This window comes from Robertmurraya sp. GLU-23, assembly GCF_052983275.1.
Genome location: NZ_JBRKCV010000007.1, coordinates 207986 through 224959, shown reverse-complemented (window position 1 = coordinate 224959; position 16974 = coordinate 207986). Strand labels below are relative to the sequence as shown.

17 protein-coding genes are annotated in these 16974 nt (G+C 36.7%); 14 read left to right on the top strand and 3 right to left on the bottom strand.

Translation table 11 applies throughout. The annotated features are described in order from the left end of the window. Positions 1 to 85 (top strand): IS3 family transposase (locus ACVBAX_RS13855; RefSeq protein ID WP_251524369.1); only part of this gene is annotated, 85 nt, incomplete at its 5' end. Between the two features lie 57 nt (positions 86 to 142). Here ACVBAX_RS13855 and ACVBAX_RS13850 read toward each other — a convergent pair. Then, on the bottom strand, positions 143 to 1594 hold the full coding sequence (locus ACVBAX_RS13850; RefSeq protein ID WP_447117514.1) for a cell division protein FtsZ: 1452 nt from the start codon (positions 1592 to 1594) through the stop codon (positions 143 to 145). Between the two features lies 1 nt (position 1595). Next, the gene (locus ACVBAX_RS13845; protein ID WP_340906446.1) at positions 1596 to 2021 is read right to left on the bottom strand and encodes a hypothetical protein; all 426 of its coding nucleotides are present in this window, start codon (positions 2019 to 2021) and stop codon (positions 1596 to 1598) included. Positions 2022 to 3272: 1251 nt separating this feature from the next. On the opposite strand from ACVBAX_RS13845, the gene ACVBAX_RS13840 reads away from it, so the two are divergent. The 5 genes from ACVBAX_RS13840 to ACVBAX_RS13820 all read left to right on the top strand — a co-directional run bounded on the left by ACVBAX_RS13840 (position 3273) and on the right by ACVBAX_RS13820 (position 8980). After that, on the top strand, positions 3273 to 4604 hold the full coding sequence (locus tag ACVBAX_RS13840; protein ID WP_447117513.1) for a replication-relaxation family protein: 1332 nt from the start codon (positions 3273 to 3275) through the stop codon (positions 4602 to 4604). After that, positions 4594 to 7347: a type IV secretory system conjugative DNA transfer family protein gene (locus tag ACVBAX_RS13835; RefSeq protein ID WP_447117512.1), complete on the top strand. Its 2754-nt coding sequence runs from the start codon at positions 4594 to 4596 to the stop codon at positions 7345 to 7347. The genes ACVBAX_RS13840 and ACVBAX_RS13835 overlap by 11 nt, the downstream gene beginning before the upstream one ends. 96 nt (positions 7348 to 7443) lie before the next feature. Continuing rightward, complete coding sequence (locus ACVBAX_RS13830) at positions 7444 to 7659, top strand: hypothetical protein (protein WP_447117511.1); 216 nt, start codon at positions 7444 to 7446, stop codon at positions 7657 to 7659. Positions 7660 to 8003: 344 nt separating this feature from the next. Then, entirely contained in the window at positions 8004 to 8522 is a 519-nt protein-coding gene (locus tag ACVBAX_RS13825; RefSeq protein ID WP_447117510.1) for a tubby C-terminal domain-like protein, read from the top strand. 5 nt (positions 8523 to 8527) lie between these two features. After that, on the top strand, positions 8528 to 8980 hold the full coding sequence (locus tag ACVBAX_RS13820; protein WP_447117509.1) for a DUF4275 family protein: 453 nt from the start codon (positions 8528 to 8530) through the stop codon (positions 8978 to 8980). A gap of 42 nt (positions 8981 to 9022) precedes the next feature. Here ACVBAX_RS13820 and ACVBAX_RS13815 read toward each other — a convergent pair whose 3' ends face one another. Then, entirely contained in the window at positions 9023 to 9226 is a 204-nt protein-coding gene (locus ACVBAX_RS13815) for a small, acid-soluble spore protein, alpha/beta type (RefSeq protein ID WP_447117508.1), read from the bottom strand. 169 nt (positions 9227 to 9395) lie between these two features. Here ACVBAX_RS13815 and ACVBAX_RS13810 point away from each other — a divergent pair, with 169 nt between their 5' ends. The 8 genes from ACVBAX_RS13810 (at position 9396) to ACVBAX_RS13775 (ending at position 16960) form a co-directional block, all read left to right on the top strand. Then, positions 9396 to 9887: a restriction endonuclease gene (locus tag ACVBAX_RS13810; protein ID WP_447117507.1), complete on the top strand. Its 492-nt coding sequence runs from the start codon at positions 9396 to 9398 to the stop codon at positions 9885 to 9887. A 31-nt stretch (positions 9888 to 9918) separates the two neighbouring features. Beyond that, a complete protein-coding gene (locus ACVBAX_RS13805; protein WP_447117506.1) occupies positions 9919 to 10584 on the top strand; it encodes a helix-turn-helix domain-containing protein in 666 nt (221 codons plus the stop codon). Between the two features lie 238 nt (positions 10585 to 10822). Continuing rightward, positions 10823 to 11686, top strand: a complete 864-nt coding sequence (locus tag ACVBAX_RS13800) for a S1 RNA-binding domain-containing protein (protein ID WP_447117505.1) — start codon at positions 10823 to 10825, stop codon at positions 11684 to 11686. Between the two features lie 119 nt (positions 11687 to 11805). Further along, positions 11806 to 12642, top strand: coding sequence for a hypothetical protein (locus tag ACVBAX_RS13795; protein WP_447117504.1), 837 nt, complete (start codon positions 11806 to 11808; stop codon positions 12640 to 12642). Positions 12643 to 12654: 12 nt separating this feature from the next. Continuing rightward, positions 12655 to 13239, top strand: a complete 585-nt coding sequence (locus tag ACVBAX_RS13790; protein ID WP_447117503.1) for an HD-GYP domain-containing protein — start codon at positions 12655 to 12657, stop codon at positions 13237 to 13239. Positions 13240 to 13493: 254 nt separating this feature from the next. Continuing rightward, positions 13494 to 15020 (top strand): hypothetical protein, encoded by a 1527-nt coding sequence (locus tag ACVBAX_RS13785; protein ID WP_447117502.1) that lies wholly within the window; start codon positions 13494 to 13496, stop codon positions 15018 to 15020. Next, positions 15017 to 15781 carry a hypothetical protein gene (locus ACVBAX_RS13780; RefSeq protein ID WP_447117501.1) on the top strand — a complete coding sequence of 255 codons (765 nt, stop codon included), beginning with the start codon at positions 15017 to 15019 and terminating at the stop codon, positions 15779 to 15781. Before ACVBAX_RS13785 ends, ACVBAX_RS13780 begins: the two co-directional genes overlap by 4 nt. Positions 15782 to 15799: 18 nt before the next feature. Then, on the top strand, positions 15800 to 16960 hold the full coding sequence (locus ACVBAX_RS13775; protein ID WP_447117500.1) for a ParA family protein: 1161 nt from the start codon (positions 15800 to 15802) through the stop codon (positions 16958 to 16960). Positions 16961 to 16974: the final 14 nt, after the last annotated feature.

Below are 16974 nucleotides of genomic sequence, written 5' to 3'. Positions count from 1 at the left end.
GGTTTACTATAACAACTATCGTTATCAATGGAATTTAAAAAAGATGACTCCTATTCAATTTAGGAATCATCTTTTAGCTGCTTAGTCTCTTTTTTTATAGTGTCCTTGACAAAGGTGCCAGTTTATTAGTTCCTCTTTTTTATTAATCTAAATCATCGAATTCAAGGGAATCAATATCAATTAGGTCTACATCTTCTTCAGTAGAAGTTGCTTTTGTATCATCTTCTCCAAGGTCTAATCCAAATTCCGATAAATCTAGATCCATATCAAAATCGTCTTCATCTTCGGATGTTGCAGCAATTGACTCGATAGCAGAGTTTTTAAAAGCAAACTTTTGTTGTTTTTCACGATATTCCTTGTATTCTTCCACTAAACCTTTTACAAGTCGAGAAGGTAGTCCTTCGGTTTTAAAGAAGGTATAAACACTAGCTTTTCTATTGTTTTTCTCCTCAAGATAACCATTAAAAACTGTGCCGCTTAACGGTAAATCGTCAATTACAGCCTTCTTAGATTGGTCCATAAAAGAACTTGGTATCTTTTTGTCTGGAGCTATAACTGCAAGTAATCCTAAATGGTGTACTTTAGAAGCCATTAATTGTCCATCTTCTTGCTTTTCTACTAGTTCAACTGGTTCATGGAGAAGACTGCCTTTGATTGAATCAGTAAACATTTTTTTAATATCGTGTTCATTGTTTACATTACGGATGTCAGCTTCGACTTTATTTATAACTAAGCACCCTTGATGCTCTAGAATAACACGTTTAAAGTCTTCTTTATCGAAAGTAACAGACGTTCCACCACCAGTAGTGGCAGTATTTATCTCATGAAGAACATTTCTAATTTGTAAGTTAGAGTAATCTCTGTAGTTATCTACTTTTAAGCTTTGTTTTGTATTGTCAGCTAGTGCCTCAAAGTCATCTGAAAACTTCTGATTATCAGCGAATATAACGAATGCAATTCCTTTAGATTTGTCTTTCGCTAACTTCCAAATTTTTTGTGTAAAATCATTTACTTGCCTTAAAACATCAGGGCCATCCTCACGAACAGGAAGAGTAACAACAATACCGATTTTTACCGTTCTTTCAGATGCATTCTTAACAGCTTGTGCCATGAATTTTCTAAGGTCTTTCTTAAATACAGCAGGATCAGTAATCTTCTGCAGCTTTACTAACTCTTCTTTAATGATTGGTTTGTTATGATAATCGTTAAATTCTTCAATAGCTTTGATAATCGTTGATGTACCAGTACCTCCACCGAGACCAGCAAAAAATAGAACTAAGTCATCATTAGGTCTTACTCTTTCTGTAATAAACTGCTTAAGATTTTCTTTTGCATGTTCATTTTCCTCAAGGATTCGCATGGCTTTTTCGGGATTTTTACCTAATCCGCCAAGATCCAGTGATACTTGATTGCTCTTTGGTATGTATTTAAGACCTTTCAAGTCTCCGTCATTACTATTTAAAGCCAAGCAGTTGTATACAGGGCTCCCATTAGTATCTTTGATTTCTGCAAAAGCGTCAGCCATTCTTGTTCCAGCTTGTCCAAAACCAACCATTGTCATATTAATTGCAGGGCTATTATTCGTAAACAACATTTTATTTCGCTCCTTGTTCCTTAGTTTGTTTATCTCTATGTAATAATTCAGCTATTACTTGCCAACCTCTTTGGGTTAGGTAAAGCATTTTATAAGGTTTAACAGATTCATAGTATAACAGAGACATATTTAACAACTTTGCTACTTGCTGCTCAGTGGTTTTTCGATGAAGATTAGTAATTTCATACTTATAGGTGTGTTTCTTTTCATCTTTTGTCTTACGTTCAACTTGTACGTTATCTATAATTTCATTAATTGTTATACCTGTAATCGTTTCTTCACCTTTGGTACGTTTCTTTTCTAACTTTCCGATAAAGAGAATTATTTTTTTAGTCGTCTCATCCGATTGAACAAGATCACAGAATAAATGGACCATCTCTTGAGGGAAAAGTTTCTTTTCGTATGTCAAGTGCAATTCCTTGTCCAAGTTTATCCTCCTTTTCTCTTTTTTTCTAATTATAACGCATTATAGATTCTAATACTAGACTCTTTATTGAAAATTTCATCATAATTTCGTCTCCGTTAGCCCTATAAACATTGATATTATTGGGTTTTATTTAGAGTCTATATATAGAGTCTGATAATGATTTTTAGAGAGTTTTAACACTTTTTCTAGTAGCTAAATACCCTTAATATTGTGATTTTCGCCATTTTTGTTTATAAATGGGGGTTATCTTTAAAGTAGAACATAAAATTTTTGAATTTATTCAAGTTGTTTTATACTCAAATTCATTAATAGAATCTTTATATAGACTCTATAAATAAACCTTATTAAATAGGGAGTTTTTTAGTTTTTTTACACTTTCTTATCAAAATTTAAGTGGTTTAGACTCTATATGTAGAGTCTCGTGTTGGTGTCTATTAAAAGAGCTCTATTTTAATTCTGTCTTCATGGTTTACAAAGTGATAGCAAGTGCAGTTTAGCTTTGATGGTAATAAAGTTTCGTAGTTAATGTTGGTCAGTTCTCTAATTGACTGGTTATAGTGTTGATGTTTTTAAGAACCCCCCAGCTACTATATGTATTGAGTAATGAGCAACGATCGGAGTGGAAAAGTGGAAAAATGACCGTAATTTATACGAGCCTTTAAATGGGGAGAGTAGGGGATAGAGGGAGAGGGAGAGGGAGAGCTAAAATTTAATATCGAGTATTTTCTTAGAGATAAAGAATTACAATAAATTCATGCACGTTTTTATTCATCACCTTTAAATTAGGTGGCATTGATATGTTTTACTTTTTTAAGCTAGATAATAGCGTCCCATTTGAGCAGTTTCATTTGAGCGATTATTGCTCAAATGGAAGTTCTCAAACCACTTGAGTAGTTTTTTATGATTGTACCAATGGTTGAAGGGCAATTCTAAACGCTGAGTATTTCTCCCTAAAGGTTGTCCCATTTCAGGGGATATACCCCAAAAAACGTCTCATTTCTGAATATCATTTTTTGTACCCTAAATAAAGTTTCTCCCCATGAGCATCAGCCCTAATATCTTCCCATGTACACTAATAAAACTTTGTATTCCTCGAATTTTTATTCACTAACAAATGGTTGATTGTACCCTGATCGAAGTGGTATACTCTGATAGAAAATTCATATTCAAAGGGACGCCCCTATTCATGCAAGGTTACATTTTGTGTAGCTTTGTTTGAATAGGGGCTTTTTTGTTTTAGGAGGTGAACAAGTGGAAGATACAAAAAGAATCTATCAGTTTAACAACAAAAGAGTGTGGATCACTAACAAAGATGTAGACCTTCTTCATCTTGTTTGGAAACATAGGGTAGTAAGTTTATCGCAGGTTCAATTTTTTCTTCGCCACAAGTATAAGGATAAGGAAATGGCCATTTACCAAAAACTATTAAAATGGCACAACATAAACATCATAACTACAGAAGCATATACAGACGGTAACACTCCTTATAAATGTGTTCGAATTGCTAAGAATGGGTTAGAGATATTGAAGAGCGAGGGAGTAGTTGTAACTCCATCCTATAACTATAAAAATGTAAAGATACCAAAGCATGCCACAGCTGACCATTTCTTCGGAACAAGGGAAGTCATTATTCGATTAATGTTATTAGCGGAGAAAAAGGGGTTTTCGACCTTTGATTCGATCCCACCATCTGAATTACCTTATAACAATCAAGATGAAGTAAAGGCGATGGAACAGCATGTTACTCCTGGAGCAAAATTAACCCCAATGGTCATTCCAGATTGGATCGTCTTTAGTGAAAAGGCTATTCTCAATATCGAGTCCGATACGGGCTCCGAGTTTTCAGAGGCCATTATAGAAAAGGTAAAGAGATATGTTCAATACGTAGAACAGGGTTTGGAGAGCATTGACCACCATGTACTCATTGTTCCTCCCGATTCTAAGGATGATGATATTCTTTGCTATGTAAAATCTCCACCTAAAGATCGGAGTAAAAGAGTTGGTACACTAAAGGATTACATTATGAGAGTGAGTGCACACTTGGTACCCAATCTCCATTTTCACGTGGTGTCCTCGAGTCGTTCTGGGAAAGTGGCTTATGACATCCTTTCAGGTAACTATAAGAACCATTCGGAACTAGCAACAAAAATCGTTGATGCCTTCCGAGTGAATCGTAGCTTGGCCGATGAAGTGGTTGAAATAGAACCGGGTGAGATTTATCCACCTAATATTGAGCAAGCCATGTATGCTGATAAACAACTGATAATTAAGAAGAAGGAGGGGACTTCTAAATTAGTCTTAGTGAAGGTAATAGATGAGGGCAGTGTTAAATCATTGGATGAATTATCTTTTCTAAATTACGTAGTAGAGAATAACCTCCTAGGCAGAGAAATAGATGAAGTCCTTGCTGTTTATGCCACTGATGATGAACTCTATACAGATACATTAGGGGAGAGATGGAATCTCAATAAAATATTGTTCACTTCGTTACAACAATTAAATAAAAACGGGAAAAGCGGAGCTGCTTTCTATCGTTCTACTAAACCGTTAAAGAAAAGTAGGTGTTCACTGTATGAAGGATAAACTACTTCCTAAATTGCCGCTAATAACTGTATCGGTCTTAGGAACAGTATCCGTATTCTTAACCATCCGAGCGATGTTCAACTATTTCTTTTTAATGGTTGGACAGTTTATGGGTGTGATTCCGATGTTCATCTTATTCGGAGATCCAACTTCACCAGGTCGAATAGGATATTGGCTATCCGCACTCGTACTAATTGTTGGCTGGTTAGTCAGTACAAAATTCAAGAAGTTTCAAGTACCAAAATGGCGAGTTTCATGGTTCCTCAATATGGCACTAGGGATGCTCTTCTACTTTCTATGGATGGTATCCGCTCCTGTTTATAATTCGCTGTTGCCGTACCTAGGAAATCGGATCACTTCTATGGACGTAAGTAATATATGGTTATCTGTTGCTGTAGGAGACACGAATACGCTGTTACTTACCATCATGTTCATTCCTGCAGCTGTTACTTTGGTAAGTATGATGTGGCTAGCAGGGCAATATTCTCAATACTCAAAGGATTTGAATGAAGCATTTTGGGAGTTTGAGTTCAAGAATGCCCATTTGCAAAAACTATTTAAGTTAGAGAAGAAAGAACATTGGCCGGACGTTGTTCTTGGTCCTTCCTCTGAAACAAAAGAGTTAATCGTTCAGCCAGGGAGAGACCGTACATTAAATAATATAATCATAGGTTCGATTGGAACGGGGAAGACAGCTGCGTTGGTATTACCTATTATTAATCAGGACTTACACTGGATGACCCGCTTCATCAATGACTATCCAAATTTATATAAACGAGAGGATTATGATAGTGAAGAAGTAAAGGGGATGTACTTAAACGGCATAAGTGTTATTGAACCTTCTAACGATTTGTGTCAGAAAGCTTTTCAGTTGGTTAAGGCTCATGGGATACCTGAAGAGTCTGTTTTTTACATAGACCCCACGAATCCTAACACTCCGAGCATTAATCCAATGCAAGGACCCGTTGATAAAGTAGCTGAAGCCTTTGCTATGGTTATTGAAGGGTTAGCGGAAGATGGTGGTGGAGGCAATGACTTCTTCAAACAGAGTGAAAGAAACCATCTAAAGCATTATATCTATCTATTAAAGCTGCATGATCCTGAGCAAGAAGTTACGTTTGATATGTTATTAAAGATGTACGATAATTCAAACCTTGTTCGGAACATGCACGTGAAATTAAAGAAACAGATACCTACTAACATTAATGACATTGAAGATAGAGACGAAAGAAACCATTGGGCAATCGTTAAGCAAATTGACGAATGGTTTGATTCAAACCTGCTGCCTCGTACTGAGAGAGCAGGTAGCGGAAATGTTCCTAAACTAATCCCAGAAGGGGAATATAGAGGTCAACAAGAATTCTACGATGCCAAGGCAGAGTATGTTCAAGGACTTAGAAATATTCTTAACGACATCGGAGCTAACCCATTGATTCGTAGAGTACTATTCGGAAAGTCAGATTTTGATTTTGATAAACACCTAGAGTCCGGAGGCGTACTCTTAGTCAACACCGCTAAGGGGGAGATGGCCGGTCTATCGAACATTCTAGGGAAATTGGTGCTTCTGAGTTTACAAAATGCTGTATTTAGAAGAAAGCCAAATACATCGACGTTTCATCATATCATCTGTGACGAATTCCCTGATTACATTTACGCTCCATTTCGTGAATTTCCAGCTCAGTCGCGTAAGTATAAGACGATCATTACCGTTGTTGCTCAGACCATTGCACAATTAGCAGATAAATATGGGGAAACGTATATGCACACCTTGTTAGGTACCCTTCGACACAAAATGGTATACGGAGATATTCCTGATTTTGATGCTCAGTTATTTTCAAAAATCTTTGGTGAAGCGGAAAAGTTTGAAGAAGGAATCCAAGAGCAAGCGGTTAGTCCACTTCAAGAAAAGCCGATGCTTCGTATGGGTAACACATATACAAAGGCAAAAGAAGCGATTCTATCACCAAACGATATCATTTTCCAAAAGCCTTTCCAGTGTGCAGTTAAGATCGTAGCGGAGAATAAGCCTGTCCCTGTGGTACAAATCGATGCAAACTTTGTTCCTAAGGATGAATTTAAAGAAGCGGTGGTATACGTTGATGAAGAGGCAGCTTCCATATGGTTAGAGAATCGTAGAGGAATTGTGCTTCAAGAGGATACCGAGCTTTTAGAAGAGTTTGATGTTCTTGAGGAGGAAGAGGTAATTGAGGAAGATTCTGTTGAGAAAGAGCCTCTACTTGTCTTCCCAGGAAAAGAGCAACCTGTTGATCTTGATTCTCTTTATTTGAGACCATCAAAACCTGAACCTGTGGTATTGCCAAAACAGAGTGAGGAGATACCAGAAAAGGAACCTATGGTTTTTGCGAAGACGTTAGAATCTGAATTATCTACTATCGAGGAAGAGTCCTTATCACATTTAGATATAGAAACACCTCAACCATCAAAGGGAAGAGGTGTAACAAAAGATGCTGAAGTATCCGCTCCTGTTGTGGTTCAATCAGACAAGGGTTCAACTCCTTCTCCAATAAATCACTTAGCTAAAAGGAGAGCTGCGGTCTCAGAATTAGGTTCACAGCAAAAGCAATTAGAAGATGAATTGTTAAAGTCTCTTGAGGAAGTAGAACCTAGTGAACCAACCTCTCACGTACCAGAATCAATTACGCATGAGGAAGTAGCATCTGCAAAAGAGCCCACTAAACAAGGAAAAAGCGGTTTCCTTACATTTACTGAAATTGATGATTAACTGAAAATAGGTTATAACTGATTTGGTATCCCTATGGATGAGGGGTATTAAAGAAAGGGGAAACAAATGAATAAGATCAAAAAGGGTAGATTCAATATGAAGAAGGTAAAGGTTAAGCTCTATCTAGCTGGTAATGAATTTGCAGCAACAGCTAAAGATGAAGTGTACTTCGTAGACAAATGTTATGCGGCTACTCCTGAAATGGCTAAGGAGTTGGCTTTAGAAATAATACAGCAGTACTATAGCGATGAAGTCCAGTTACAGAACAAGTTTAAGAGTAAAGGACAAACAATTAAAGAACTAGCTAGATAACTCGTCAGAAGGCGAGTTCTTTTTTTGTGATCGATATGAAACTTTAGTGGTTTCACGACGTACTAAATTAAATAAAAGATTAAGATAATTAATGGAACTACTTTTTATGAAGCTGGTGAGAAATTGTTAGAATCCGCTATACAACAGAAATTTAGTCTGTAGGAAAGGGTTTGAAGATGGAAAAGATTAAGTCTCTCATGGGAAAAATAAACCAAATGAATGGATATATAAGTGCAAGTATCTATATAGTTGTTAGTTTTTCACTGATTTTAGTTGGATATGGTATAGGTCGATATGTTATTGGAATGTTAGCATTTTGATACCTACCCAGCAGTTGGAGGAGAATGATGGAGAAATTTAGTTATACCATTCCTATGGTTAAGGGAGTAAAGAAACCTGTTGAAATTCTAAATGCTGATGGTGTCTCTGTTGCTAATATTCAAAGGTACTACCCAAACTTGATCAATATACTAACAGAGATATTTATAACAGGATGGGAAGTGAACCTTCAGGTAACACAAGACGGATCACAATTAACGATCAAAGATAAATTCCGTTGGGTAGGAAATGAATGGTTAATTTTAGAGGATAACCAACCAATCGGTAGCATAAAAGATATTAAAAAATTTGAATGGGGTGACACAAAAGAGCTGCTGTTTCGGGGGAAGAAATATTACTACTTAGATAAACCTCTTGAAACACGAAAAGTTATCCAATCTGAAGACAATAAAGTGATTGCAAGCATTAACTATAAATTGTTTGATATGTCACGAAAGAAAGAAATAGAAGTATTTAATAATGATGTGCCTATCTCCCTTATAGTCTGTATTAGTTATCTTTCAACTTTAAAAAATAGGGCTTAAGGTACATGGATTTATACAATACACTTAAGCCAAAAAAAATGAAAGTTAGAGAGATACCCAATTGGGGAACGTATTTACGTAAGGAATGGGAAGGCAATTTTGTCAGTCACCTTAGTAAAGCGGAAAAGGACTCTATTTACCTCTATGACGTTAAAGATGGTGCATGTGGGTTCTTATGGCATGTTTTTAGTTATGAAAAGTTGAGATGCTTAGAGAAAAAACAAGCGGAGGAAGCTTTTAATCTAGTGGAAAAGAAATCATGTTATATTTTTTTTCAACACTCAGACCATGCTTATATTTTGGAGAATGCACAAGACTTAAAAGCTAGTGACCTGCAATTTGAAGAGGATATAGACGAAAAGGATTTGTACGTAGTTGATACCGAGTTTAATTGGACATACGTAATAACCCATGAAAAGGAAATGTTGGGTCCATATTTTGTTAAAAAAGAGAGGTAATTGTAAACCAAGCCCGCTGATGTTCTTAAGCGGGCCTTATTTTTATCGAAACATTCCCGTTTGGGCTTCTTGAGCCATGCGTACTAATCGTTTGGTAATTTCCCCACCAACTGAACCATTTGCACGCGCTGATGTTTCGGCTCCAAGCTGTACCCCAAACTCTTGTGCAATCTCAAATTTCATTTGCTCTAGTACTTGTTCTGCTGCTGGAACTAAAAGTTGATTGTTATTGTTGCTTCTTGCCATGATTGTTCATCTCCTATTATTTCATTGTAGTACACTATTAGCATGGAAAAGGAAGATTAAATTATTCGTATCAATCCCATGGTAAGTTATGGGATAATCAATTTATCTTTAAATACCCAAAGCAAAGGAGAGAACCGATATATTTAATTCACCAGCTTTAGATTTTCTCATGTTGATTGCAGTTATCATCGTCTTAATGACGATATTAATAATGATTAATGACGTACAGAAAAGAAATAAGGCTCTTTTAGAGTTAGAAGAAAAATTGAGTAAGGCAGGAATTATTGAGATTGATGAAATGACAGGGGTAGAGTTTGAACACTACCTATCTATCCTTTTAAGAAAATACGGATACCAGGTAAGAATTACCCCAGGTTCAAATGATTTTGGAGCAGACCTAATTCTAGAGGGAAGCGAACGCGTTGTGGTTCAAGCCAAAAGGTATAAGAGGAAAGTGGGTATTAAAGCTGTTCAAGAAATTAATTCAGCTAGAACCTACTATAAGGCAAAAGAAGCTTGGGTAATAACAAATAATTATTTTTCATCACAAGCGATGGAATTAGCTGATTCTACAGGTGTTAAGCTTATTGACCGTAACGAGTTGGTTAATTTGATACTCCTGATTTCTACTAATACTTCATCAAGCAGAATAGCTGAGTAATGCACTTGTATGAAAGGAATGAGTGATTTAAATGCACAGTTACATAGAGAGAAGAACAAAATCTATTCTAAGTACACTTTACAATTTTCTAGAATATGATTTTACATCACAAATTACACCCTTTGATGATAAAGAAGATGAAGCTGTCATTATCATTTCACCTGAAAATATATTTTCTTATAATCAAGAGCGTTTATATATTTTCGTTTCGAAAGAATATATACGGTTCTATTTGCCAGATTTCATTTCTTTTGAGGATGGTTGTGAAGTTGACTTTGAATTCTTAAATGAACTAAATATTTACTGTGACCATATAAAATTAACCACGAATGAAGGAGGAAATCTAATTGCAGAAAAGCTAGTTTATACTGGAGAGTTTTTAATTGGCCTTGCTCCTATGCTCTTGATCATAAACTTTAAAAACTTTGTAAAAGAGATTGATAAGCTTTTAGAAAGTTTCTCAAACGTTAGGGACGGTAAGGGCTTTGAAGACAGGAGAGCTCCTTCACCAGAGAAGTACACAATACCCATATCTAGTGCGGTAGAGTTATTAGGAGTAAGTAAAACTACAGTTACAAACTGGGTGAATACCGGCACAATTGAAGCAGTAAAAATTAAAGGGAATTGGTTGCTAAATCAAGAATCATTGCAAAGATTCAAGATTCAGTGGGATAAGGGCTTTAAACAATCAGACTGAACATCCTATTAGGCTCACTTTCACAGGACTATATTAGTGTAAATACAAAAATTGATATTGAATTATTCGTAAGGGTGTTATACACTCTAGGTAAGAATTAATGAACGAATAAATGAATAACGAGAATGGGAAGACCCCAAAAACGGAGTAGTCACTTTTGACTGCTCTGGTTTTTGGGGTCTTTTTGCGTTGTTATTGGTTTATTCTACAGCATATTTAAATACAGGAGGAATTACCAATGGCTGAATTAACAATAAAATCATGGTCTAACGATACGCAATTAGAAGACCTAGCAAGATTTAAAAGAGACAGAGAGGTTGTTCGTGGTGTTGTTACCTCTATCTCAATGATTAAAGACAAAGAAATTGCTTTCCTTATGTTAGAAAATGGAGTAACTGCTTATTGCCCAGCAGACGAGTTCTCTGCACATGAGTTCCGCTCTTTAAATGGATTTGCTGGTACCATGCAAGAATTTATTGTAACGAATCTAGATTTAGACCAAGAAGTTGCGATTGTAAGTATTAAACAAGCGGACGAGATGAAAAAGGCAAAATTCTTAAGCCAATTAGAAGTGCTAGAGCAATCAGAACTTCTTCATACTTTTGAGTTTGATGGAGTAGTCACTGGAATCAACTCAAAGAACCGTAACATTTTCGTACGTATTAATGGGGTTGACGCTGTGATGTATCCGAGCGATTACAGTTGGGACCGCGGTCGCAGAATCGAAGAACAGGTCCAGCGTGGAGAAAAGATTAAAGTAAAAGTCATCCGCTTTAACAAAGATAGCAACATGATTCGTGTATCACGTAGACACACCTTGGAAGATCCTTTCGTGAAATTAGAAGCTCTTCAACATCACAGTGCGGTAGCAGGGAAAGTAACAGGGGTTGACCCAGTGCACGGTATCTTCATTCAGTTGGATGTTGGCCTTGAAGTGAAAGGGGTTAAGCCAAATCAGTTAGAGGAACCAATCGTTGGTGATATCGTTTCTTGTCGTGTACGCAGCATCGATAAAGAGAAGCGTCAAGCAAAGGTGGTCATTACCGGTTATCCAAGGGGTAAAAAGAAGCGCAAAGACGTAGGAGCTTTCTTGTTTGAGTAATGGAAACATTAGCACAAGACCTCGTTCCTTTTGACGAGAATTTAGAAGCCAACTATTACACCACTAAAAAAGGTGAACTACCCTTGTGGGATCACCCCTTCCTAAAAGGTAGCAAGGTCTTGCCGAAGAAGTATTATCCGATTACGAACTTGGAACGTGCAGTTGAACACCTTTCAAGGGGATTAATAGATGAGAATGATTTTATGATCTTAAAAGTGTTAGGTGACGCTATCTGCGCCAATGAAAACCAGCTTAGAAGATACTTAGAACCTAAATTAAGTCACTCTCAAACTTCTACCAGGTTAGACCGAATGAGAAGATATGGTTTCGTCGATCGTTGGAAGGTCCGAATTAGAGGACAAGAAGAGACAGTGAAGCCTCCCGCTCCTTATACATTAGGAATGGCGGGCTTCAAACTACTAAAGCATTATTATAACTCCGAATTCTTTATGGATGCGAATCGTTGGGATGCTCTGGGTATTGGAGGAATCAAACGATATGTGTCAGTAAATGAGCTGCGTTGCACAATGATAGAGATGAGAATTTTAAAGCAATGGAAATGGAATCCTGTTATTGCAAATCATCATAAAAACCACCGTCCTCTTGGAGTCGGACTTGTTGAAACTCCACAAGGTAATGTGAATTTTATTATGGATCGGGTACAGAGTACACAAGATTTTATTGGTTACTTTAAAGACCGTCTTTACAATTGGAAAAAGATATATGAACGATATGGTGAACTGCCTATATCAGAGTTCCCTGATCATCCATCTTATGTCATTCTTTTTGCTTCAACACTCTCAGTGGCCAACCAGCTTCACAAAGAATTAATGCTTGATACATACCCGTTTCCAATATGGGTATGTGTAGAAGAAGATTTACTTGAGTCTGGTTTCAATACTTCTTTCTATATCCCTACAAGCGAGAAGCTAAAGCGGATTCAGATTGATTTCTAAGGGAGTGAACAAATGACTAAAACCATGTTAGCAGATACTCAATTATTAACGGGGGATTTATTCAACCACTGTTTATCCACCTATCAACACTCCCTTAGAGTAGGTGATGAATTATATCGATTTGCATCTTATTTGAACCTTGAGAATATAGAATCAGTCTATATTCTTGGGGTTTTGCACGATATTGGAAAACTCAACATACCTCATGTTCTTCTCAATAAAAAAGATCGATTGACCGAAAAGGAATTTAAGCACATCCAACTCCATACCGAGTATGGAGAGCGTATTGTAGAAGGACTCAAACATCTACCAAACACGTATTCATTAATAGTTAAGTTTCATCATGAAAATTTTGATGGAACTGGTTATTATGGCTTAATAGGAAAAGAGATTCCCCTACTAGCAAGAATGATCAGAATTATTGATTCTTACGACACTATGTTATACGGTCGTATCTATCAAATCCCTAGAACTCAAACAGAAGTCATCCAAGAACTATTCACTCTTAGAGGTAAACAATTTGACCCGGAACTTGTTACGGATTTTCTTAGTTTTCTAAAACAAAGATATTCCATACAATTACAATATGGTACTTGAATATCTATGGTTTTAATGGTACTATAATACTAGCCTATAGCTCTGTTTTTTAACAAAAACAGCAGCCCTTTTTAATGTTTTATAGATTATCCTCTAAGCGATTAGGGGATATGAAAATAGGAATTTAAGACAAATTATATATACAACGGGAAATACCCGAGACCGCTTATCAAAGCAATCATATGTACCTTGTACATGGACTGTTTTGGTAGGTTGAGTTTCGGGTATTTTTTTGTTTCTCAGGAGTGAATACCATGGTGAAAGTACTTATTGCAGTTGGGGACAAATCATATACGGACATCCTCACAGAAACTTTCTCTCAACATACAGACTACTTCACATTATCTTCCCAGGAAGTGCTTCACCGGCGGTTTCTAGAAGAAATAGTTGAATTGGAAAAGCCAGATATGCTGGTAATCCACGACTACTATCTAGAAAGTGATTTTACAAGAGACGAAATGAAGGAACAAGAACTAGCTACTTTCTTTAGAAAGCTAAGGGTTGAATATGATGATTCCATAAGAATAGTATTCTTATGCGAAAGACCAAAAGGTGATCCATTCCTTTCTTCTCTAGTTAGTATGGGGATTCTTGATATCTTCAACAGCAATGCTTTTGATTTAGACGAGTTTATCAAACAATTAAAGGAAAAACCTCGTTTTGCTAAGGTAGAAAAATTTCTCGTTTCCATTGTTCCACCTTCCACTACTATTCCAGTAGTGGAAGAGGAAGTAAACGAAGATGATGAGGCGGAAGAAGATTCACCTAAAAAAGACAGAAAAGAAAAGACAGAAAAGAAAGTCGTCCAAAAGGTAATCGAGAAAAAGGTTGTCCAAAAGGTAGTTAATAAGAACGTAATTAAAAGAGATTATACCGTTCAGGTTCATAACCATACGAAAAAAATCGTTGGTATTCCAATAAAAAAGAAACTAGTCATGATTGGGAGTCCCATACAGCGTAGCGGAAGCACTTTCGTTTCTCATTTGTTAGCACGAACGCTGACCCAAATGGGAGTACCAACTACATACGTGGAAAGCCCTTTTTCAAAGGCTTATACATACGACCGCTTTTTTGGAACGGAACATGCATCTGATTATCGTAGCAAGTTCTATCAGTTTAGCAAGTACATTGATCCAAAGGTAAAAAGTGTTTTTGACTGGAATAAATTTGACGTGGATATCATCTGTAAGCATCCAACCAATGAACCAGTATACCAAGAGGATGAAGTTGCTTTTGAAAGCTTAATCAAAGTGTTATTCTCTTCCTCTTCGTCTGTAACCATTATGGATGTAGGTACGGATTGGGAGTATGAACTTTTCCAAGATGTGTTTGATATCGCTGACCATGTGTACTTTGTTTTTGAACCAGATATTCCGTTTATCCAGTTCTTTGAGGAAACTAAAGATGACCGCATTTCCTTCATGAGAGATAAATTATCCAGTGAGAAATCTGCCATTATCGGCAACCGCTTTGATAAGCCTACTTTAGAAAGTGCGCTGATTCAAGATATGTATAAGGACAAAATCATAACCAGTATTCCTGTTTTCCCAGTTAAAGAAGTTTTTCAGGCTCAGCTAGAAGGAAAATTTCTAAATGAGTATAAAGAGAGCCAAAAAAGAATGGAATTACACCTTCAACCGCTGTTAGAGGAGATCCTGCCAGGAGAATTCTTAAAGAAGCAACGCAAGGGAACAGGGATATTTAAGGGATTATTCAATAAGAACATAACCATTGAGAAGAAAGAGAGCAAACTCACAGAAGGAGAGGAACAAAAGATATGAAACCCGCAGTTCAAATAGGTTCGGGTATCTTCTTATCACTTGCGACCATTGGTTTAATCTTCACTTATGACTTCTATATTAAAGAAAGAATCGACAGTGAACAGGTGGTCGTGGTTAAGCCGGGTGAGGAGATTAAGAAATCCGAAAGAATTACTGAAAATAAACTCATTATTGAAAGACGAGCCAAAGATACCTTAATCAAAGACGTCGTTTACGCAGACCAATTGAAAGAGATTGTAGGTCGAGACGCTAAACAAGATCTACTGGGTAACTCGATGGTATCTGAAAAAATGATTGATTACGACTTAATGGTTCCTGATGCTGCAGAAGGGGAAGCCATTCGTCCAATCACAGGAGATATGATTTATGCCCAACCGGGATCGTTGAGAAGGAAAGACATTATCGATATATATTTAGTTAATCCAGATGGAACAGCAAGCTTTATGCAAAGCGGACCTAGTCAAGTTTCTTCTGAAGAAACAGACACCACTACTGAAACAACCGATGAAGCTACTACTTCTAATGAAGAAAAGCAAATTATGAATACAAAGCCCTTCCTTAAGAATGTTCGTGTAGCTTACGTAAAGGACTCAGGAAACAAAGAGGTTGTTGCTGCTGAGGAAGGTACAAAAACAGATAACCGCTTAAATGCTACATCGCAAATCAGTGATATTGAACTTATCTTAAATGAAGAAGATTTTACAAAGCTTATGACTGAGGTTCTTACGAAAGGATCCAAATTATATATCACTTATCAATAATAAGAAAGGAGAATTCAAATGGAGATTGCGATTATATCTAAAAATTCCATGTATAAAGAGTTGTTTGATAAGCATGAAGAAGTCACCACATGTCTTGTTTGGGACCAAGTAAAGGATGCAACGATCGAGTTAGGAGCAATCATCCTGGATGGTGAAGTATTCGATATTCATCAACTCCCTACATTGAGGGAAAAATATCCTCAAACTCCGGTATTCTTTAAACCTCACACCATCCATAGTGATGTAATCATGAGGAACCTTACTCGTTTATGCGCGGCGCATAAAGTGAAGATGCTAAGCGAGTACAATACTTGGGAGCAAACCGTTCAAGAAATCTTAAACCAATTGACTGACCGCGAGAGTTTTCTTTCTAAACGATTGATTAGTATCTTTGGAAGTCATAGTGGTGCAGGTGTTTCGACAACTGTTCTGAATGTTGCTCGTTCACTTTCAAAAAGAGTGGAAGAAAAAGTCCTAGTACTTAGCTTAAATAGCTGGGATCCTGCCGACTACTTTTATGATTATAAAGGTCATTACCTAAATGATTTAAAAATTGATTTAAAAACACAAAACTTATCACCTGCTCGCTTGCAAGAAGCCGTTAGCAAACATGAAAGCTTTTATCATCTAGCTGGTAATCGAGATATTAAGATGCAACGATTTTTCCAACCTCATGAGATTCAACATCTAATAAAGGTAGCTCAAGAAATATTTGATGTCATTCTAATAGATGCAGGAACTCACTTTGATACCGCACCAACGATTCAGGCTTACTTATCGAGTAATCTAAAGTTTTTAGTAGCTACTCAAGAAGAAAAAGGATACAGAGGGTACTTCCCTTATGTCTATCAGCAGCTAATTGAACCAATCGGTGGAAAGTCAGAAGACTTTATGTTGGTGGTGAATCGATTCCAACCAGCTAATACATTAATTAATGAACGAGCATTAGAAGAAGAGTTAAATATGACAAGAGTCGTTACCATTCCAGATATGGGAGAGTTAGGAACCATCGCTTCCGCTCAAAAGAGACTGTTATATGATTCGAGCGAGTCTCTATATACCAAAAACATTGATTTACTATCGAATCTCATCATCTCCGAATGTCGATTAAGAGAAAAAGAGTTGGTCCTAGATGGAATAAAAGATAAACGTAAAGGCTTCATGAGCATTTTTAAGTAAAGAGGAGGGGGTAG